At 58.9% G+C, this 18,170-nt stretch carries 20 protein-coding genes; 8 read left to right on the top strand and 12 right to left on the bottom strand.

The window, feature by feature from the left end; all coding sequences use genetic code 11:
• Positions 1 to 8: 8 nt before the first annotated feature.
• Complete coding sequence (locus tag NUW46_RS14405; RefSeq protein ID WP_418140447.1) at positions 9 to 674, top strand: hypothetical protein; 666 nt, start codon at positions 9 to 11, stop codon at positions 672 to 674.
• Between the two features lie 27 nt (positions 675 to 701).
• On the opposite strand, the gene NUW46_RS14410 is transcribed toward NUW46_RS14405, so the two are convergent.
• Genes NUW46_RS14410 through NUW46_RS14420 form a run of 3 tightly spaced genes read right to left on the bottom strand, consistent with a single transcriptional unit; the run spans position 702 to position 2,864 of the window.
• Complete coding sequence (locus NUW46_RS14410) at positions 702 to 2,039, bottom strand: nicotinate phosphoribosyltransferase (protein WP_418140448.1); 1,338 nt, start codon at positions 2,037 to 2,039, stop codon at positions 702 to 704.
• A gap of 27 nt (positions 2,040 to 2,066) precedes the next feature.
• Entirely contained in the window at positions 2,067 to 2,615 is a 549-nt protein-coding gene (locus NUW46_RS14415; protein WP_418140449.1) for an isochorismatase family protein, read from the bottom strand.
• 33 nt (positions 2,616 to 2,648) lie between these two features.
• Complete coding sequence (locus NUW46_RS14420) at positions 2,649 to 2,864, bottom strand: dodecin (RefSeq protein ID WP_008173934.1); 216 nt, start codon at positions 2,862 to 2,864, stop codon at positions 2,649 to 2,651.
• Positions 2,865 to 3,057: 193 nt separating this feature from the next.
• Between NUW46_RS14420 and NUW46_RS14425 the strand changes: the two genes are divergently transcribed.
• Positions 3,058 to 3,828 carry a DUF3750 domain-containing protein gene (locus NUW46_RS14425; RefSeq protein WP_418140450.1) on the top strand — a complete coding sequence of 257 codons (771 nt, stop codon included), beginning with the start codon at positions 3,058 to 3,060 and terminating at the stop codon, positions 3,826 to 3,828.
• Positions 3,829 to 3,961: 133 nt separating this feature from the next.
• Here the strand turns inward: NUW46_RS14425 and NUW46_RS14430 are convergent, their stop codons facing one another.
• The 3 genes from NUW46_RS14430 to NUW46_RS14440 form a co-directional block, all read right to left on the bottom strand.
• On the bottom strand, positions 3,962 to 5,275 hold the full coding sequence (locus tag NUW46_RS14430) for a hypothetical protein (protein WP_418140451.1): 1,314 nt from the start codon (positions 5,273 to 5,275) through the stop codon (positions 3,962 to 3,964).
• Between the two features lie 88 nt (positions 5,276 to 5,363).
• Positions 5,364 to 5,675: an AzlD family protein gene (locus NUW46_RS14435; RefSeq protein ID WP_418140452.1), complete on the bottom strand. Its 312-nt coding sequence runs from the start codon at positions 5,673 to 5,675 to the stop codon at positions 5,364 to 5,366.
• Positions 5,665 to 6,423: an AzlC family ABC transporter permease gene (locus NUW46_RS14440; RefSeq protein ID WP_418140453.1), complete on the bottom strand. Its 759-nt coding sequence runs from the start codon at positions 6,421 to 6,423 to the stop codon at positions 5,665 to 5,667. The genes NUW46_RS14435 and NUW46_RS14440 overlap by 11 nt, the downstream gene beginning before the upstream one ends.
• 368 nt (positions 6,424 to 6,791) lie before the next feature.
• On the opposite strand from NUW46_RS14440, the gene NUW46_RS14445 reads away from it, so the two are divergent.
• Both NUW46_RS14445 and NUW46_RS14450 read left to right on the top strand, forming a co-directional pair.
• A complete protein-coding gene (locus NUW46_RS14445) occupies positions 6,792 to 7,889 on the top strand; it encodes a Leu/Phe/Val dehydrogenase (RefSeq protein WP_418140454.1) in 1,098 nt (365 codons plus the stop codon).
• A 91-nt stretch (positions 7,890 to 7,980) separates the two neighbouring features.
• Positions 7,981 to 9,393 carry a sodium-dependent transporter gene (locus NUW46_RS14450; protein WP_069182935.1) on the top strand — a complete coding sequence of 471 codons (1,413 nt, stop codon included), beginning with the start codon at positions 7,981 to 7,983 and terminating at the stop codon, positions 9,391 to 9,393.
• A 50-nt stretch (positions 9,394 to 9,443) separates the two neighbouring features.
• On the opposite strand, the gene NUW46_RS14455 is transcribed toward NUW46_RS14450, so the two are convergent.
• The 4 genes from NUW46_RS14455 to NUW46_RS14470 form a co-directional block, all read right to left on the bottom strand.
• Complete coding sequence (locus NUW46_RS14455) at positions 9,444 to 10,346, bottom strand: NAD-dependent protein deacetylase (RefSeq protein ID WP_069182934.1); 903 nt, start codon at positions 10,344 to 10,346, stop codon at positions 9,444 to 9,446.
• A gap of 14 nt (positions 10,347 to 10,360) precedes the next feature.
• A complete protein-coding gene (locus NUW46_RS14460; protein ID WP_209400719.1) occupies positions 10,361 to 11,092 on the bottom strand; it encodes a spermidine synthase in 732 nt (243 codons plus the stop codon).
• 201 nt (positions 11,093 to 11,293) lie between these two features.
• Positions 11,294 to 11,857: a DUF1415 domain-containing protein gene (locus NUW46_RS14465; RefSeq protein ID WP_136631061.1), complete on the bottom strand. Its 564-nt coding sequence runs from the start codon at positions 11,855 to 11,857 to the stop codon at positions 11,294 to 11,296.
• A gap of 182 nt (positions 11,858 to 12,039) precedes the next feature.
• Complete coding sequence (locus NUW46_RS14470) at positions 12,040 to 13,626, bottom strand: ABC-F family ATPase (RefSeq protein ID WP_418140455.1); 1,587 nt, start codon at positions 13,624 to 13,626, stop codon at positions 12,040 to 12,042.
• A gap of 182 nt (positions 13,627 to 13,808) precedes the next feature.
• On the opposite strand from NUW46_RS14470, the gene NUW46_RS14475 reads away from it, so the two are divergent.
• On the top strand, positions 13,809 to 14,087 hold the full coding sequence (locus NUW46_RS14475; RefSeq protein ID WP_048495872.1) for a peptidylprolyl isomerase: 279 nt from the start codon (positions 13,809 to 13,811) through the stop codon (positions 14,085 to 14,087).
• Between the two features lie 109 nt (positions 14,088 to 14,196).
• Here NUW46_RS14475 and NUW46_RS14480 read toward each other — a convergent pair whose 3' ends face one another.
• Positions 14,197 to 15,378 carry a M24 family metallopeptidase gene (locus NUW46_RS14480; protein ID WP_418140456.1) on the bottom strand — a complete coding sequence of 394 codons (1,182 nt, stop codon included), beginning with the start codon at positions 15,376 to 15,378 and terminating at the stop codon, positions 14,197 to 14,199.
• 97 nt (positions 15,379 to 15,475) lie between these two features.
• Between NUW46_RS14480 and NUW46_RS14485 the strand changes: the two genes are divergently transcribed.
• Together NUW46_RS14485 and NUW46_RS14490 are read left to right on the top strand one after the other, a co-directional pair.
• Positions 15,476 to 16,276, top strand: a complete 801-nt coding sequence (locus tag NUW46_RS14485; protein ID WP_418140457.1) for an MBL fold metallo-hydrolase — start codon at positions 15,476 to 15,478, stop codon at positions 16,274 to 16,276.
• A 39-nt stretch (positions 16,277 to 16,315) separates the two neighbouring features.
• Positions 16,316 to 16,555 (top strand): hypothetical protein, encoded by a 240-nt coding sequence (locus NUW46_RS14490; protein ID WP_418140458.1) that lies wholly within the window; start codon positions 16,316 to 16,318, stop codon positions 16,553 to 16,555.
• Here NUW46_RS14490 and NUW46_RS14495 read toward each other — a convergent pair.
• On the bottom strand, positions 16,527 to 17,357 hold the full coding sequence (locus tag NUW46_RS14495; protein ID WP_418140459.1) for a DUF2059 domain-containing protein: 831 nt from the start codon (positions 17,355 to 17,357) through the stop codon (positions 16,527 to 16,529). The genes NUW46_RS14490 and NUW46_RS14495 overlap by 29 nt on opposite strands.
• A gap of 201 nt (positions 17,358 to 17,558) precedes the next feature.
• Here NUW46_RS14495 and NUW46_RS14500 point away from each other — a divergent pair, with 201 nt between their 5' ends.
• Positions 17,559 to 18,164: a hypothetical protein gene (locus NUW46_RS14500; protein ID WP_227549345.1), complete on the top strand. Its 606-nt coding sequence runs from the start codon at positions 17,559 to 17,561 to the stop codon at positions 18,162 to 18,164.
• Positions 18,165 to 18,170: the final 6 nt, after the last annotated feature.

Here is an 18,170-nt window from a genome sequence, read left to right on the forward strand (position 1 = left end):
CAGATATTATGGATGCAGACCCATTTTGGAGCACGGTATCGGCAGGTGGCCTGCCGCTCCTTCTTGCCGCCGGAGCGCTGGGCCTGGCGCTCATTGCCCTGTTTTTGGGCTCAGGGGCACGACGCCGATACCAGGAGCAACTGACAGCGCTGCGTGAGCGCTCGGACACCCTATGGCGGGAAGTGGACGATATAAGAGTCGCGCAGTTCAATCGTCCCGGGGAGGCCGGCAACGGAGCGTCAGGCTCGCCGGTTGAAGAAGCCCGTTATCACACAGAAGTGGAAGCCTACAGCAAGATATGGCCCCAGGTATGGCATCTCCATGAACGCCTGGGCATGTTCCTGAGGGCGGTTGAAGCGGGCGAGGCCGCCGGCGAACTCAGACTGGAAGCCCGCAATGCTGCCCTGGAGGCACGCAACCTGTTGAACCGGAACCGTCCGTTCTGCACCGAATCCGTTGATGAACTGGTTACCCGACTGATCGATGCGGAAATAAAGGCCCACCTGGCTGCCTGCCAGTATCTGGATCTGCTCAAGGACGTCACCAGCGCCTCATCCAACCACGACCGCCGAGTATTGCAGGAAAAATGCCACAGCCTGCATGAGGGCGAGGCCCGGGAACTGATGAACCAGTTGGTTTCGTCTATCCGGCACCGGACCATTCGGGGCGCCTGAACCCCGCCTGTGCCGGATACGGACGGGTCAGACTGAGACTTTCTTGAGCGTTTCAGCCTGCAGATCCTGCAGGTAGTCTGTGAATTCCACAGGAAAGGCCTTTGCCTGCTCCAACTCCCTGAGCGGTCCAGGCAGAGCAAACACAGACTCCCCGGCTTTCAATACCAGGTCATCGAGGGGAGCCGGAAAGCCGGGTAACAGCACCCCGTCCGCCATAACGGTCTCCAGCAACGGCAAGCCATCAACCTGCTCGTCGATTCCAGCAATGACGTCCCTCCTGGCCACACCATTGCCATCAAACTGCCGGAATACCTGTTTGGCTCCCGGCCAGGACGTTTTGCCCGAAGAGTTTTTCATCTTCGGCTCACCCGCGTATTCGGTTAATTTGTAGGCCAATTCAAGGGCAGGCGCGTCATTCGCTGCGCCGATGGCAGTGCCGACACCAAAACCGTCAATGGGAGCACCCGCCTGCAGAAGCGCGGCAATACGGTATTCGTCCAGCCCTCCGCTGGCCATGATTTTTATGTCGCTGAAGCCGGCATCGTCCAGTATTTTCCGGCAATCCCTGGCCTCTTGTTCAAGGTCGCCGGAATCGAGCCGGATTCCCCCGATGCGCACATCGGGCTCCTCCTGGAGCCAGTCAACAATGCGCCTCACCGCACGCCGGGTGTCGTAGGTGTCAACCAGGAGTGTGGTGCCCGGATACAGCCGTGCATACACCTTGAACGCTTCCATTTCGTCCGGGTACGCCTGCACAAAACTGTGCGCCATGGTGCCACTGACATCCAGGCCGTAATCGCGGCCGGCAAGTACATTGCTGGTTCCGGCCAGTCCCGCCAGCCGATACGCCCTCACGCCCCGGTGCGCAGCATCCAGGCCATGCATCCTACGCATGCCAAAATCCACTACCGGCTTGCCGCCAGAGGCAAACGCCAGGCGAACCGCCTTGGACGCCAGAACCGACTCAAGATGGACATAGTTCATGATCAGGCTTTCCAGAAGCTGCGCCTCGGCTATCGGCGCGGTCACCTCCAGAATCGGTTCCTGGGGAAACAGCGGCGTTCCCTCAGTAACAGCGCGGATACTGCCGCTGAAGCGCAGATTCCTTAGCCACTCCAAAAATTCCGGCTGAAAGCGATTCAACCGCCGCAGCCGTTCGATGTGGTCACTGGTAAACCGCAACTGCCCAATCAGCTCGGCAACGTGTTGCTGACCACAGGCAAGAACAAAATTTCTGTTCTCAGGCAAGTCTCTGAAAAACAGGCTGAAAACCGAAGTGTCGGCCATGTCTTCAGCCCAGTAGGCCTGGGCCATGGCCAACTCATACAGATCCACCATCAGAGGAAGATCTTCCTGCTTAATCAAAGCCCCTCCTCGCATAATCCTGAAAGTTCAGCCTATGGTTGCACCAGCGGCCCGCAGCTCCTCAAAGACCCCGGGGGCCCCTTCCCGATCAACTGCACGGGTTCCGTCGGCTATCAGCTCGATATCGAAGCCGCATTTCAAGCCATCCAGCACGGTAGCCCGCACACAGACGTCCAGTGCCAGCCCCGCAACCCTGAGTTTGCCGACACCGTGTCGCTGGAGAAAGCTGTCGAGCTGGGTACCGTCAAAGGCCGAATAGGCATCGGTGTCGAATCCGGTCCCCTTGCTGACCCGCACCGCGTCATCCGGCAGCTGCATGCCGGCATGGAACGCTGCTCCTTCGGAATCCTGAACGCAGTGGGGTGGCCAGGGGCCTCCTCGTGCCTCAAAACTGGCGTGATCGACGGTGTGCCAGTCACGGCTGGCAATAATCATCTGACCGGCGTCCACGGCCTCCTCAATCAGGCTGTTTACCACCGGCAGGATGTCGCTGGCGCCCGGAACGGCGAGGCTTCCGCCCTCACAGAAGTCGTTCTGGATATCCACGAGCAACAAAGCACTATTGTTATCAGGCATGTCGCACCTCCTGGACAACCATCTGTACCAGGTTCAGCTGTTAGCGATACGAAACCCTACTTTCATAACCACCTGATAATGGCCGACCTTGCCGTCGACGATATGGCCGCGGGTCTCGGTTACCTCAAACCACTCCATGTTGCGGACACTCTTCCCGCACTCCTCCAGTGCGTTCTCGATGGCGTCTTCAATGCTCTTCTTGGAAGACCCGACAATTTCCACTTTTTTGTACACATGATGGTCAGACATGGAACCCTCCTTAAAATCGCAGCTTGTAGTTTTCAGCCTAGAAGACAAGCCCAATGCCAGCAAACTACAGCCCGGCACAGTCCTCATCCGCAACAAGACGAAGGACGTATTTGTTCACTACAATGAATAACGCCATCCGGAACTTTCTGAGCCCCGACGAGTCCCGGATACCCTCACGTTCTGGATTGGATTCATGAAACGATTTCTGAAATACACCAGCTGGTTTGTCGGTGCGGTGCTCCTGCTGCTTTCCGGCCCAATCCTGCTGGCCACCAGCGGCAGCTTGCAGGGAGCGGAGAGCTGGCAGACAGCCACCCGGGAAAGCGCCCGCATTGCGCCCCTGCCCGAACAGGCCGACGAGGCCATCGTCCAGGTCTACGGGGCTCGGGCCTGGAGCTGGCGAGGCTACTTTGCAGTCCATACCTGGATAGCCACAAAGGAAAAAGGCGCCAGCCACTACCGGGTTCATGAGGTTACTGGCTGGCGCAGCTACGTGGTCAATTCCCGCCCGGGCGAACCCGACAGACACTGGTATGGTGCGAAACCGGAACTCTATGCTGATATCCGCGGAGAAGAGGCAGAAAAGCTTATTCCCGACATCTACCGGGCAGTGGAATCCTACCCCTACCCGACCGAATACGAAGCCTGGCCGGGCCCCAACAGCAATACCTTCGTGGCCTGGGTGATACGGGAGGTTCCTGGACTTGATGTCGCTTTGCCCAACCACGCAATCGGCAAGGACTACTTGGGCGATCGGGTGTTCGCAGAGGTTCCGGGTGGCACTGGTTACCAGGTTTCGCTCGGCGGGTATTTTGGCGTGCTGGCAGGTGTCCGCGAAGGGCTGGAACTGAACCTTTTGGGTCTTTCTTTCGGGATTAACCCGTTGGCGCTCGGAGTCAAGCTACCCGGCATTGGGGAACTGGCACTCAGAAATACCAACCCGATGCCAGAAGTCAGTCCTTAGGCACGGGAAACAGGCGGGCAGGGGTTCCCAAAAATGTGCGGAGCCAGGGATGGCGGAGCCAAGCGTACAGGGACGTATTTACAGCGTTTTTTGGGAACCCCTGCCCGCCTGTTTCATACTCCAGATCCGGAAGTCATAGGCTGGCAAACTCCAGATACCGGCTCGCCGCCTGCTTCTTTTCGTCCTGGCTGTTCAGCATTTCCAGCCGCATTTTATCGATGAGCTTCAGGTAATCATCAAGCGGTGATTCGGGCTTGCCCGCGTCTTTGGACTCTTCGATAAACGCTTTTTGCTTTTCGCGGATTTCGTTCAGCTTCTCCAGTGCCGAGCGGATAGCCTCCACCCGAGCCTCAACCAGGCCGTTACCGCCGCGATCTGGTGAGCCGCGGTCAGAGCTCAGTACGGTCTCCGCGGCCGGCGCGTCGGCGGTATTCTGCTCTGCAAGATCGATTTCTTCCAGGGTGCGGACTTCGCCTTCGGTCGTCAGGTAAATACCGGAACCCTTGATCTGGCCCAGGGGCACGCCCTGACTGTTCGCCAGAGTGAATCGGTCGTCCACGCTATCCACGTAGAGGGCCTGAACGCCTACCTCCTCCAGGGACCTCAGAGCCTCTGAACCATCGGCGGTCTGAACCCAGACGGACAGCGATTTGAAGATCTCATCATTGGCATCAATCCAGCGGTTGCCATCGTCATCGAATCGAGCCAGCTCACTGAAGCCGGAGCCGCTCCGGGGGCCAAACAGTTCAGTGCCGTCGTCCACCTTTCCGTTGCCGTTGCGATCCAACACCAGATAGCCGCTGCCACTGCCCAGGGTGGCGAACTGGCCGGTTTCTCCGTCGCCGTTCAGATCGAATTCGAACAGCGTGTCGGTCAGGCGCGCGGTGGCATTGCCAAAGTTAATCACCAGAGGATCGGTGAGCGGCCGCTCCTGGATCTGGACCAGCTCGGAATACTCGTAAGTGCGAGACTGCGACTGCCGTAGGGAGAGCGTGAAATCAATGGTTTCGCCATTCTCCAGGCTGATGGTGCCGGTAGAGGCAAAGCTTCTGGATTCGCTCTCCGAGTAGAACATATAGCGCCCGGCGGAAACCGAAAGGCTGCCACGACCCTCGACGCCAGCATCACCGCCCAGAGCCGCACGGCTTACGCTCAGCGCCTGCTGGCCCATCAGGAACAGCTCTGAGGTTTTCTCGGCCAGCTGTGCACTGGTGAAAACGCTCTGCTGACCATCACCCGTCACGGTGCTGCTTCCACTGAACGCGAGCTGCTCCTGGCTACTGTAACGGTAGGCAGCCTGGCGCATGAGTGTCAGTTCAGAGCCCACCGCATTCCCATTGGACTGGGGCGCTGGCGCTTGCCGGTTGATGCGCAGCTGGGTGCTGTCGAACGCCGATACCTGGCGGGAACTGTCCTGGAAAAGCGAAATCTGGCTGGAGGAAATCATGGCTTCGGGTACCTGTGGTCACTACACAGGTTTATCGGCCGGGCGGCACCAGACTTGAGCAGTTTTTGATCGCCTCAGGTTCGGGCGTTCAGTTCAGATAGCGCACAATACCGGCAGCGGCGATGCCAGCCGCTATCGCCGGCAGCGGCTTGCGCAGGGCCAGCATGATCACCGCAGTGACAATCAGGGCTGCCACTGCCCCAAGGTCTCCGCTGAAAGCCATGGGCACAATGATGGCAATCAGAACCGAGCTGGCCATGGTGTTGATAAAGCTCTCAATGCGGGGATTGATCTTTACGAACGACATGACGAAAGCACCGCCGAAACGGGTCGCCAGGGTTACAACCGTCATGATCGCGATCAGCAGGAGAATGCCCGCGGTGGTGGTTTCAATCGTCATGGTCGCTGGCTTCCCCACCTCTTACATCATTTCCATCCGTAGCAGGCTTTTGTTCCAGCCAGAAAAATCCGATAGCTCCACCTGCCAGGGCGCCGACCACAACGTGCGTATTGGGCGGCAGCCATTTCCAGGCCGCCAGTGATGCTACTGCGGCCACTGTCCAGGCCACGAGCACCCTGGGTGATTTCTTGCCGCCGAGGGCCATGGCCAGCAGGAAGCAGCCCAGCACCATATCCAGCCCGAGGGCCTTGGGATTCTGTAGCAGCCCACCAAAGCAGACGCCCAGGCCAGTACCGATAATCCAGGCCAGCCACAAAGCCAGGCCGCCTCCCAGAATGACCTCCAGGTTGCGCCGGCCGCTCTGGTATTCCTGGGCAGACACCGCCCAGTTGGCGTCTGTCAGCAGCAGCAAAAGGCCGTAGCGCTTGCCAGGCGATACATCTCGGAGCATCGGGTACAGGGAAGCGCCCATCAGCAGGTGGCGGGAGTTAATGGCGAAGACCACGGCAATCATTGGGAGGACAGAGACTTCAGCGCCCCACATATCGAGGGCGGCAAACTGGGAGGCCCCGGCAAAGACCGTGGCACTCATCAGCACGGCCTGAAGTGGTTCAAGACCTTTCTGGGTAGCGGCCAACCCAAAGGCAGCGCCGAACGCCACCACAAACAAGGAGATGGGAAGTAGCCGGAAAAACTCCACCCGTACCCGGGCCGGCTGAAGCTGATAAGAATAGGAAGCGACAGACATCAGGGGAAACTAGGCCAGTTTCCCCGAAACTCGTATAGGTAGTTCCCGCAGAAACCACCAGATCTGCGACTAATGGACCAGATCCGAGCAGAAAGCGCGAATAGATAAACCCGTGATTACGCCGAAACTTTCCAGGAAAGCCTGTAAACCGAAGAACAACCACCGCACCGAATAGTTCACTTTTACATGTTGACGTTAACGTTAAATGCGGCTAGTTTGTTTTTCGTCCAGCCCCAAAAGGGCAGTTTCAATGGGTAACCCCCAAGCGAAAAGCGGACACCTGAAATCGAAACGCCGGCCACAAGCCGGTCGACAAGAACAAGATACCCGCTCATGCCGAGATCCGGCCGGTGGGAGAGGATTTCACAATGCTATTCAGCCATCCCGAGTTCGATAACCACGAACATCTGTCCTTTTTCTGCGACCCCGAAACCGGCCTGAAGGCCATCGTTGCTATCCATAACACCTCCCGCGGCCCCGCACTGGGTGGCTGCCGAATGTTTCCCTATGCCTCCGATGAAGAGGCGGTGCGCGATGTATTGCGGCTTTCACGGGGCATGACCTACAAATCGGCCCTCGCCAACCTGGATCTGGGTGGCGGCAAGTCGGTGATTATTGGCGACCCGCGCAAACAGAAAACCGAAGCGCTGATGGAGGCCATGGGTCGTCATCTGGAAAGCCTGGGCGGCCAGTACATTGCTGCAGAGGATTCCGGCACCAGCGTACCGGACCTCAAGATCATGGGCCGACACACCGGCCACGTTGCCGGCATCGCCTCGCGCACCGGTTTCGACGGCAATCCCAGTAACGGCGACCCATCACCGGCAACTGCTTACGGGACGTTTATTGGCCTGAAGGCAGCGGTGAAACACAAACTCGGACGGGATAACCTCACCGGCTTGAAGGTGGCCATTCAAGGCATCGGCAATGTTGGTTTCCGGCTGGCCAGGCACCTCAGGGACGCTGGCGCTGATCTCTGGGTGTATGACATCCACGAGGACAACATGCAGCGGGCAGTGGATCAGCTGGGAGCCAGACCGGCCGCCGCCGAGGACATTCTTTCCCTGCCGGTCGACGTGGTTGCGCCCTGTGCCATGGGCGCGGTACTGAACGATCACAGCATTCCCCAGCTGCAGGCCCGGATTGTCGCCGGCGCCGCCAATAACCTGCTGGAGCACCCGGGGCATGATGCCATGCTGCGGGACCGGGGCATCCTCTATGCGCCGGATTTTGCCATCAACGCCGGTGGCATCATCGATGTGTTCTACGAGCGCACTGGCGCCACTCCGGAAACCGTTCGGGCCCACGTCGAGACCATCGGGGACACCCTGACCGAAATCTTCAACCGTTCCGACCGCTCAGGGCGCCCCACCGGGGAGATCGCCAACGAACTGGCGGAAGAACGGTTCAAAAAGCACACCGTCGGAGCCAGCCTGGCACCCGAGCGGTTGGCTCGCACCGGCTGAGCTGACACCGGCGCACCCCTCAGGAAGCTGCAGGCAGCTGCAGCTTCCCTCTTAAACCCTGATACAAAAACAAATACTCCGGGAGATAGTTATGTCCGTCACTTCTTCAGATTCCGCCGCCTATTCAGGGGCGCTTGAAGGTTCAAACGCCCAACGCGGGCTCTGGTCATCACGTCTGGCCTTTATTCTTGCCGCTACCGGCTCCGCCGTGGGCCTGGGCAATATCTGGAAATTTCCCTACGTGACCGGCGAAAACGGGGGCGGCGCCTTCGTGCTGGTTTATCTGCTGTGCATCGCAGTTGTGGGTATTCCCATCATGATGGCGGAAGTCATGATCGGTCGTCGCGGCGGTCGAAGCCCCGTCAAGAGCCTGAGCCTGATTGCCGAACGGGACGGCCTCAACCCGGCCTGGAAGCTGGTCGGTGCCATCGGTATTCTGGCGGGTTTCCTTATTCTCTCATTCTATTCGGTGATTGGCGGCTGGGCCATTTCCTACGTGGGCACAACCGCCAGCGGCCAGCTTACCGGCCAGACTGCTGACGCCGTCGGCGCTATCTTCTCGGGTCTGCTGAGTGATCCCACCACCCTGCTCGCCTGGCATACATTGTTCATGGCGCTGGTCATGGTTGTGGTTGTGAGGGGTGTTCGCTCGGGTCTTGAGCGGGCGGTCAGCATCCTGATGCCAGCCCTGTTCGTGCTCCTGCTGATTGTAGTGGGATATGCCATGACCACAGGGCACTTTGGCCAGGCCGCGGCGTTTCTGTTTCAGCCGGATTTCTCCAAGCTCACAACGTCCGGAATCCTGGTAGCTCTGGGCCATGCGTTCTTCACCCTGAGCCTGGGTATGGCAGTAATGATGGCCTACGGCTCCTACCTGCCCAAGAATATTTCCATCGCCAAAACCTCCATGACCGTGTCGGTCATCGACACCGGTGTCGCGCTGTTGGCCGGTCTGGCCATCTTCCCGATCGTGTTTGCCAACGGCCTTGAGCCGGGTGCAGGCCCGGGCCTGATCTTCCAGACCCTGCCGCTGGCTTTCGGCCAGATGCCAATGGGCTCCCTGTTCGGCACCCTGTTCTTTGTCCTGCTGATCTTCGCCGCCTGGACATCCGGGATCTCGCTGCTGGAGCCTATCGTGGAGTGGCTGGAGGAGCGTAAAGGCATGAACCGCACCGTCAGCACGCTGGGCGCCGGTTTTGTCTGCTGGGGACTGGGCATTGCCTCGATTCTGTCCCTGAACCTCTGGTCCGACTTCGCTCCGCTTGGCTTTGTGCCCATGCTGGAAGGCAAGACCATTTTCGACCTGCTGGACTTCTTTACCGCCAACATCATGCTGCCGCTGGGTGGTTTGCTTGTGGCCCTGTTCGCAGGCTGGGTGATGTCGCGCCAGGCCATGGAGAAGGAACTGGCACTGTCTCCAGGCATGTTCAATCTCTGGCTAATCACCGTACGCTTCGTGACGCCGGTAGCGGTGGCCGTGGTCTTTATCTACAACCTGATGTAAACAGCGTGGACTTGGGGTCAGATGAACGCTTTCATCTGACCCCTTCTTCGTCAGAGTTGCGTGAGGGCCGACGCCAGGGTCTCCCCGATACGGGCATTCAATTTCAGATCCACCAGATCCTCGGCCCGTGTCCGCCCCAGATTCAGGGTGGCAATGGGCTTGTTCCACTCATTGGCGTACCGGCAGAAACGGAAGCCGGAATACACCATCAACGACGAACCGATCACCAGAAGGCCATCACTGGCTTTCAGCGTATCCAGGGCCGAATACACCCGGTCTTTCGGAACAAAGTCACCAAAGAACACCACATCCGGCTTAAGAATCCCCTCGCATTTCGGACAGTCCGCCAGCCGGAAATCCTCGAAATCCACATCCAGATCGGCATCACCATCCGGCGCTGTCTCGGCGGTGTATTTCTGGAAGCCCGGGTTCAGATCCGCGCAGCGATCGTGCACCTCATCCCGCGGGCAACGGTAGCCGCAACTCATGCACACAACTTCATCGGCCCGCCCGTGCAAATCCGTTACCGCCCGGGTACCCGCCTTCTGGTGAAGCCGGTCGACATTCTGGGTAACCACCAGGCTGCTGTGATTAAGCAACTCCAGATCGGAGATGTAATGATGGGAGGGATTGGGCCTCGCGTTGCGCATCACCGGCCAGCCAATCAGGCTTCGGCCCCAGTAGCGCTGGCGCGTGTAGAAGTCTTCCATGAACGCCTTGTGCTGAACCGGCTGCTTGCGCTTCCAGGCGCCATCGCCGTCCCTGTAATCCGGGATGCCCGAATCGGTACTGACCCCGGCACCGGTCAGAATCAGCAAGCGGGGGTAGCGATGGATAAACTCCGCTAGCAATGCCCCGGCCTCCTCCGGCTCATGCAACACCGGCGGCTGCTCCGGCTCGGGCAGACGCTGGCTGGAACTGAAAGGTCGGCTACGGTGCGTGGTCAAAGACATACAGACTCCGGTTTTCAGCCCGGCTTGCGGGCCACATACACGGTGTTAAACGATTCCCTGTTCTGAAATGGATTGAAAAAGGATACGACATGGCAGGCCACATCGGTGAACACTTCGTTGAGAACGGCCATGAACTCGTCATCCTCACCCTCGTTCGACCACATGGCAAACACGCCCCGGGGCTTCAGTTGCCGGGCCATCAGGCGCAGATTGTTGGCGGTGTAAAAGCTGGCGCTTGAATCGTGAAGCAGCGCCCGGGGTGAATGGTCGATATCCAGGAGGATGGCATCGAATTGTTTGCCGGGGTTCTCAGGATCGAAACCACCAACCTCGGGATCGGTAACCGCAAGGTCGAAGAAGCTGCCATGAACATAGCGGTTCCTCGGGTCGGCATTCAGGTTTTTACCCAGTGGGACCAGTTCCTGCTGATGCCAGCCGATGACTGGCTCCAGGTACTCAACCACGAGCAACTCGGCAACCCGCTCATGCCTGAGCGCCGCCACGGCGGTGTAACCCAGGCCCAGGCCACCGACCACCACACTCAGGTCGTCACCCTCGGTTTCGCCCAGCCCGATATCCGAGAGGGCCACTTCGGCATCCACGAACATGCTGGACATCAGGAATTCCTCGCCCAGCTTCACCTCGTAGATATCCCGGTCACCAATAGCCGGAATCCGCCGCCTGCGAAGCGTGATCTCACCGATCACCGAAGGCTGGCTGTCAATTTGCTCGAAAAGCAGTCCCATTTGCTCTGACTCTTCTGGTTGATCTGGTTTGCAACTATGCCGTTATATCCGAGTTAACCGCCCGGGCCTTAGGATCCGTGCATTCGCCGGTGGGCAGGGCTTTCCAAAACACGCTCCTTGCGGCACATCCATGTGACGCTTGGGCTCCGCCATCCATGGCTCCGCACAGTTTTGGAAAGCCCTGCCCACCGGCTCCTGATCCTACTCCCCTGTTTCCGGCGAGTTCTCCACGCAGCTAACGAGGATTTTCCGCATCCTCTCCGCTCCCAGTTTCTCCATCAACTCGATGTTTCTTTGGGGTATAGCATCCACATCAGGATAACTATTAATCGCCGCTTCCAGGCTGGCTTCCCTTAGCAGATGCAACATCGGAAACGGTGAACGATTGGTGTAGTTCTCCGCCGCATCGGGCTCTGTGCCCTCAAACTGGTAGTCTGGATGGAAACTGGCAATCTGGTACACGCCTTCCATATCCAGGTACGACAACAAACCATCGGCGGCATCGAGAAACTCATTGTAGGGCCCGAAGTCCTGCAATACACCCGGGTGAATCAACAGTGTGGTTTCAATCTCAGGCTCCTCTTCCAAGCGCTGAAGCTCCGAGTGCAGGGCCTGTAACAGCTCGTCTTCCGTTTCGGCTTCCGACACTACAAACCGAACCCGGTTCCGGACCAGTTCCCGCTTGGCGAACGGGCACAGGTTGTAGCCGACGACAACGTCTTCGACCCATTTACGGGTTGAAGCGATAATTTCGGTCTCGCCCATATTTTTTCCTTTGTTAGTGAAGGCCGCTCAGAGGCACGCGCGGGCGGGTGGGTAGGCCTTTCCAAAACTGTGCGGAGCCATGGATGGCGGAGCCCAAGCGCCCCAGGGATGGGCCGCAAGGAGCGTGTTTTGGAAAGGCCTACCCACCCGTACGCAAACTCCCAAAGCCCGAATCAATAAGCTTAGAGGTACCCCTGGCTCCGAAGATAATCATCATAAGAGCCACTGAAGTCAGTCACCCCATCAGCCTTGAGCTCAATAATCCGGGTCGCAAGGGAAGACACAAACTCCCGATCATGGCTAACGAAAATCAGTGTACCCGGATAGTTCTCCAGCGCCAGGTTCAGCGCCTCGATGGACTCCATATCCAGGTGGTTCGTGGGCTCATCCATCAGCATCACATTCGGCTTCTGCAGAATCAGCTTGCCAAACAGCATCCTGCCCTGCTCTCCGCCCGAGATCACCTTCACCGATTTCCCGATGTCGTCCCCGGAAAACAGCATGCGCCCCAGGGTGCCGCGCACCAGCTGCTCACCACCCTTGGTCCACTGGGCCATCCAGTCGGTCAGGGTTTCATCCTCGGCAAAGTCTGCTGTGTGGTCCTGGGCGAAGTAGCCCACTTCCGCGCTGTCGGTCCATTTCACCTCGCCGCTGTCCGGGGTATAGGCGCCTGCCAGACATTGCAGCAATGTGGTTTTTCCGATGCCGTTGGGACCGATGATAGCGATGCGTTCGCCGGCCTCCACCTGCAGGTTCAGGTTCTTGAACAACGGCTTGTCGTCGAAGCCTTTGGTCATGTTTTTCAAAGTCACGGCCTGGCGGTGTAGCTTCTTGCCCTGCTCGAAACGGATAAACGGGCTCACCCGGCTTGAAGGCTTCACCTCTTCCAGCTGGATCTTGTCGATCTGGCGAGCGCGGGAGGTGGCCTGTTTGGCCTTGGAGGCGTTGGCGGAGAAGCGGCTGACAAACTGCTGCAGTTCGGCAATCTGCGCCTTCTTCTTGGCATTGTCCGCCAGCATGCGTTCACGGGCCTGGGTGGCGGCGGTCATGTATTCGTCGTAGTTGCCCGGGAACAGGCGCAGTTCGCCGTAGTCCAGATCCGCCATGTGGGTGCACACGCTGTTCAGGAAATGGCGGTCGTGGGAGATGATGATCATGGTGCTGTTACGGGCCACCAGGATGTTTTCCAGCCAGCGGATGGTGTTGATGTCCAGATGGTTAGTGGGCTCGTCCAGCAGCAGCACATCAGGATCGGAGAACAGGGCCTGGGCCAGCAGCACTCTCAGTTTCCAGCCCGGGGCGAGCGCACTCATGGGGCCGTTGTGCTGTTCCAGCGGGATATCCAGGCCCAGCAGTAGTTCACCGGCACGGGATTCAGCCGTATAGCCGTCCATTTCAGCGAACTGCACTTCCAGGTCCGCCACCGCCATGCCATCTTCTTCGCTCATTTCCGGCAGGGAATAGATCCGGTCACGCTCTTTTTTGACGTTCCAGAGTTCCTCGTGCCCCATGATCACAGTGTCGATCACCGAGCAATCCTCGTAGGCAAACTGGTCCTGTCGCAGTTTACCAAGACGGGTATTGGGCTCCAGCATGACCTGCCCGGCGGAAGGCTCCAAGTCGCCGCCGAGGATTTTCATCAGCGTGGATTTGCCACAACCGTTGGCCCCGATCAGGCCATAGCGGTTGCCGTTACCGAATTTGGCGGAGACGTTTTCAAACAGGGGTTTAGCCCCGAACTGCATGGTGATATTGGCGGTGGAGATCAAGAAACAAACCTGTCGATGTGGGGCCGGGCGAACGCCGGCGAAAAGAAAGCCGGCATTGTACAGGTTTGCCCGTTGGACTGTGAGGCCGCAGAAACACGGATAAAAAGGCTTGCCTCCGGCGAGCTGTGCGGGCAGCATTCCCGTTCTGATGTACCCATTCATCCGACACAAGGACATTGATCATGGCACAGGCAACAGCGCGCCACATTCTGGTAGACAGCGAAGCAAAATGTGAAGAACTGAAGAAGGCGATTGAAGGCGGTCAGGACTTTGCCGAAGTGGCAAAGCAGCACTCCTCATGCCCCTCCGGCCGCAATGGCGGCGACCTGGGTTCCTTCGGCCCGGGCCAGATGGTGCCGGAGTTCGACAAGGCGGTGTTCAACAGCGAACTGAACACGGTCATCGGTCCGGTCAAGACCCAATTCGGCTATCACCTGCTGGAAGTGACCAGCCGTAGCTGATGATTCCTGGTTTCATACCGGGAATACCAACCATCGGCCGGCAACTGCCGTTGCTGGCCGGTGCTGCTTCGCTACTCATTGCGCCCTTCCTGTTTATTGGCGGGCCGGATTAACCAAGCGTCCAGGGGTTATCCGTGATCGGTTCTGCACCATCTTCGGTAACCAGAATGGTTTCACTACACCCAATGCCCCACTGCCCCGGAATGCGCAAGCAGATGGGAAGATGGAAGACCATGCCGGGTCGGAACTCCATATTGCCGCCCCTGGCGATAAAGCCGGAGCCCTCTACCCAGGAGGGTGGAAATTGTGCGCCCACCGTGTAGCCGAAGACGCCGGAGAAGAACACCTTGCCCGCCAATGGCTGGAGTGCTCTCTCTGCGTCCTGGGCGGCCTGATCGAAGGTTACCCCCGGGCGGACCGATGCCAGCAGAGTGTCGACAACCCTCCGGCAGCCGTCATGCACATTTCTCATTTCAGAAGAGGGCTCTGCCCCGGCCACGACAGTCTGCATCATCGGGGCGGTATAGCGGTGCCAGGCTGATCCGAATTCCAGAAACACCGGATCGCCTTCCTGCACCACCGTACGCTTGTGATTGCAGTGGATTACGCTGCTTCGACGCCCGGTCACGACAATCGGCTGCATACTCATAAACTCACTGCCAGCCTCCAACAATGCCCGGGCACCTTCGGCGGCGATGTCATTGTCAGTGACACCCGGCTGGACCGCGGCCACGGCCGCCCTGAGACCTTCGGCGGTGATCCGCGCGCTTTCTCGCAAAAAACCGATTTCGGCATCCGACTTCACGATCCGGATCTGTTTCAACAGACCGCCGTTGTTCAGAAACCGAACGCTTGCCATTCGTGCCTTCAGGCTTTCCAGCACGCCATGGCGCAGGGACCCGTGCCAGGCATCAATGCCCACCGTTTCCACGCCGTCGTTAAGAGCCTGGACCAGTGGTTCGAGCACTTCACCGATGCCTTCCCAGCGGTAGCCGCTGACCCGGGCAACCCGGGTGGTCACCATGGCTGGCCCCATTTCAATGGAAGGCACCTGCAACAGGAGGTCCTCCTGGGTAACCACCAGGGCCACATGCACAGACACCTCAAAGGTGCTGTAACCGGTCAGGTAAAAAATGTCGGAAGGATCAGTCAGCAGCAGCGCACCAAAATCCTCCCGGGCCATCCTGTCCCGGACACGGGCCAGACGCTCTGCAAGTTCCTGCTCTGGAAACGGACATTCCACCCCCCTCAATTGTGAGGACAAGGCTTTCTGATAGGCGTTGAAATCCATAACGGCACTCCTCACTGGCATATACTAGGGAGATTGGACCCTATTCCAGCTTTGCACAAATCCCACTCACCGAATAATTCATCAATCGGGAGACCCCATGGGCCGCAAGCAACAGAGCGATGGCGCTGTCCAGGTCAGCGTCGAGTTGGGCGCCCTGACCAGCGTTACCAGCGATCCGCAAGTGGCAGTGCGTGCAGGGCCCGTGGTCGCGTCCCTCGTGAACGGTGTATGCGGTGACCCTTTGTTGCAGCTCAGGCTTCTGCATCAAGCCCGCAGTCTTCTGTTTGATCTGGGCGATACCGGGCGCATGCCACTCCGGTCTGCGCACCAGGTAACTGACGTTTTCATCAGTCATTGCCACGCCGACCATATCGGAGGATTCATGTGGTTTCTTCGCAGCCGGATCGGTCACTTCCAGCCCTGCCGGCTGTTCGGACCACCGGGGTTGGTGCGGCACATCACCGGAATGATCAACGGTATTCTGTGGGATCGCGTGGAGGATCGGGGCCCGAGATTCGTGGTTCACGAATGGCACGGCGACCACCTGAAGCGCTGGAGAATAACCGCCGGCGACAGCACGCCCACGGTGCTGGAAGACCAGCCCACCCCCGGCGATGTGCTGCTCCGGGAACCGGAATTCCAGGTTCGTGCTGCCATGCTGGACCACGGCACGCCTGTTCTGGCTTTCGCCCTGGAACCTTTTGGCAAGCTGCAGGTGCGCAATGACCGGTTGCGGGCTGAAGGCCTGACACCCGGCCCCTGGCTACATAACCTGAAAATGGCTGTTCTGCGCCAGCAGCCGGATGAACTGATCTCACCAGACGCCAGACGCACCTATCGCGCCGAGGATCTGGCCCGCAAGCTCCTGATTCAGGCGCCGGGGGAAAAAAACGCCTAGGGCACGGATTTCGCCGACACCCCCGATAACATCGGGAAAATGACGAATCTGGCCCAGGGGGCCCACACGCTGTTCTGTGAAGCCTCCTTCATGGCGGTGGACGAGGATCAGGCCCGGCGAACGCATCACCTTACCACCAGGGCGTGTGCCGACATCGCCAACGCGGCGAACGTTCGGCAACTGATTGCATTCCACTTTTCCCATCGCTATGAGCGCAAACGGGACGACGTCTACAGGGAGCTTGCAGGATTCACTGACCGCCTGGCGATTCCCGACTGAGAAACCGCGACATCTGCTTGCCGATGCTCTCCACCGGCTCGGTGATTGCCTGCTGAATGCTGTTGGTCACAACCTTCGAAAAGGCTGAACCGGCCGGGCTCTCCAGAAACTCCAGGTACAGACCCATCTCCTGTGCACCGATGTTCTGGTAGGTGTACAGATAGCTGTCGTAAACCTGCTGACCAACAACGCCCCTGAGCATGCTGCGCTGGCTTTCAATGCGCTGGCGTAGCTGTTCATAATTGGCCGAGTCACTGCTGAACGCCGCCATCGCAGTTGCCAGACCGAGCTGGACTGCGATAGTGGTATCTACCGCGCTTTCTGTCGCCCGGGCCGCCCGATCAAACCGATCGAACATGTCCGCTCTGCGGGTGCCTTTGTACTGGCTGTTCAGTTCCGCTGCGCTGGCCTGGATTTCCTGCCAGGCAGAGGGCTCGGAAGCCGCAATCTCGGCGGCGGAGATTTTTTTGGCCACGGGGGTTTCATACCAGTCATGAACGGCCTGAAGCTGCGAGTCGGTGAGGCTGGCTTGCAGATCGTTAACGATCTGCTTCTCGATGTCCACCGAGTTGAAGCCGCTGCTGACAATGTTGCCGATGGTATTGGCCATCATCGGAGGGAGCTGACCATTCTGCTTCAGCCCCTCACGGATGCCCTGGCTCATCATCGCCGGGTAGCGGGCCACAATGTCGTCAACAGGCGATACTGCCAGCACCTCCCGGGCATCCGGCGCCGCCTGGGCAGTGCCGGTCATCAGCAGGGCTGTGACTAAAAGAGGTTTAATTAGGGGAAATCGCATCATTTACCTATCATCCAGAACGTGTCGTTGATTCCCTTATGCCATGGGTGTGATGCGTGCGGCAAGCAATCCCGGGGGGCCGGAGATGACGGTTTGGTAGGAATACGGAAAACACCTCGCCGGCGAAACAGAGGCCGGCGCACAACTCTGGAGATCTGGAAAAGCCGGGCCAGATGGTATGGGCTCCCGATACTCGGTCTGTTGATGGGCACCTGGGCAACCCTTCGCTTCAGCCTGCTGGCACCGGATCCCCCGGCAAATCCCGAAGATGTCTGCGAAATTTTCCGGGAGCACCCCGTGTGGTACGACTACGCCAGCGAATCCGAGCAACGCTGGGGCACGCCCATCGCCACCCAGATGGCGTTCGTCTACTACGAATCCTCGTTCCGCAGTCATGCCCGGCCGCCACGAACCCTGCTGTGGGGATTTATCCCCTGGACCAGGCCGACAACAGCCTACGGATATGCCCAGGCCCTGGACCCTGCCTGGCAGGAATATCTCGTGGCCAACGGCGAAGGCTGGTTTACCGTGCGCACCGACATGGAATATGCGCTGGATTTCGTCGGCTGGTACAACCAGCTGAGCCACCAACAGCTGGGTATTCCCTATTCAGCCCCCAGGAAGCTGTATCTTGCCTACCATGAGGGCCGTGGAGGGTACGCTCGCCGGAGTTTCGAGCAAAAGCCGGCCGTCATGAACCTGGCGGGACGGGTGCAGAACCGGGCCTTCCGATATGACAATCAGCTCAAAACCTGCGAACAGGAGTTCCAGTGCTGGCGCTGGTACCAGTTCTGGCCATTTTGCGGCTGATGCGCG

This window comes from Marinobacter sp. MA, from assembly GCF_048298425.1.
GTDB lineage: Bacteria > Pseudomonadota > Gammaproteobacteria > Pseudomonadales > Oleiphilaceae > Marinobacter > Marinobacter salsuginis.

Bases quoted from the DNA above. Each gene is read 5' to 3' on its own strand.
- NUW46_RS14405 (WP_418140447.1), top strand. From the start codon at position 9: ATGGATGCAGACCCATTTTGGAGCACGGTATCGGCAGGTGGCCTGCCG.
- NUW46_RS14415 (WP_418140449.1), bottom strand. From the start codon at position 2,615: ATGCCTGATAACAATAGTGCTTTGTTGCTCGTGGATATCCAGAACGAC.
- NUW46_RS14420 (WP_008173934.1), bottom strand. From the start codon at position 2,864: ATGTCTGACCATCATGTGTACAAAAAAGTGGAAATTGTCGGGTCTTCC.
- NUW46_RS14425 (WP_418140450.1), top strand. From the start codon at position 3,058: ATGAAACGATTTCTGAAATACACCAGCTGGTTTGTCGGTGCGGTGCTC.
- NUW46_RS14430 (WP_418140451.1), bottom strand. From the start codon at position 5,275: ATGATTTCCTCCAGCCAGATTTCGCTTTTCCAGGACAGTTCCCGCCAG.
- NUW46_RS14435 (WP_418140452.1), bottom strand. From the start codon at position 5,675: ATGACGATTGAAACCACCACCGCGGGCATTCTCCTGCTGATCGCGATC.
- NUW46_RS14440 (WP_418140453.1), bottom strand. From the start codon at position 6,423: ATGTCTGTCGCTTCCTATTCTTATCAGCTTCAGCCGGCCCGGGTACGG.
- NUW46_RS14445 (WP_418140454.1), top strand. From the start codon at position 6,792: ATGCTATTCAGCCATCCCGAGTTCGATAACCACGAACATCTGTCCTTT.
- NUW46_RS14450 (WP_069182935.1), top strand. From the start codon at position 7,981: ATGTCCGTCACTTCTTCAGATTCCGCCGCCTATTCAGGGGCGCTTGAA.
- NUW46_RS14455 (WP_069182934.1), bottom strand. From the start codon at position 10,346: ATGTCTTTGACCACGCACCGTAGCCGACCTTTCAGTTCCAGCCAGCGT.
- NUW46_RS14460 (WP_209400719.1), bottom strand. From the start codon at position 11,092: ATGGGACTGCTTTTCGAGCAAATTGACAGCCAGCCTTCGGTGATCGGT.
- NUW46_RS14465 (WP_136631061.1), bottom strand. From the start codon at position 11,857: ATGGGCGAGACCGAAATTATCGCTTCAACCCGTAAATGGGTCGAAGAC.
- NUW46_RS14475 (WP_048495872.1), top strand. From the start codon at position 13,809: ATGGCACAGGCAACAGCGCGCCACATTCTGGTAGACAGCGAAGCAAAA.
- NUW46_RS14480 (WP_418140456.1), bottom strand. From the start codon at position 15,378: ATGGATTTCAACGCCTATCAGAAAGCCTTGTCCTCACAATTGAGGGGG.
- NUW46_RS14485 (WP_418140457.1), top strand. From the start codon at position 15,476: ATGGGCCGCAAGCAACAGAGCGATGGCGCTGTCCAGGTCAGCGTCGAG.
- NUW46_RS14490 (WP_418140458.1), top strand. From the start codon at position 16,316: ATGACGAATCTGGCCCAGGGGGCCCACACGCTGTTCTGTGAAGCCTCC.
- NUW46_RS14495 (WP_418140459.1), bottom strand. From the start codon at position 17,357: ATGATGCGATTTCCCCTAATTAAACCTCTTTTAGTCACAGCCCTGCTG.
- NUW46_RS14500 (WP_227549345.1), top strand. From the start codon at position 17,559: ATGGGCACCTGGGCAACCCTTCGCTTCAGCCTGCTGGCACCGGATCCC.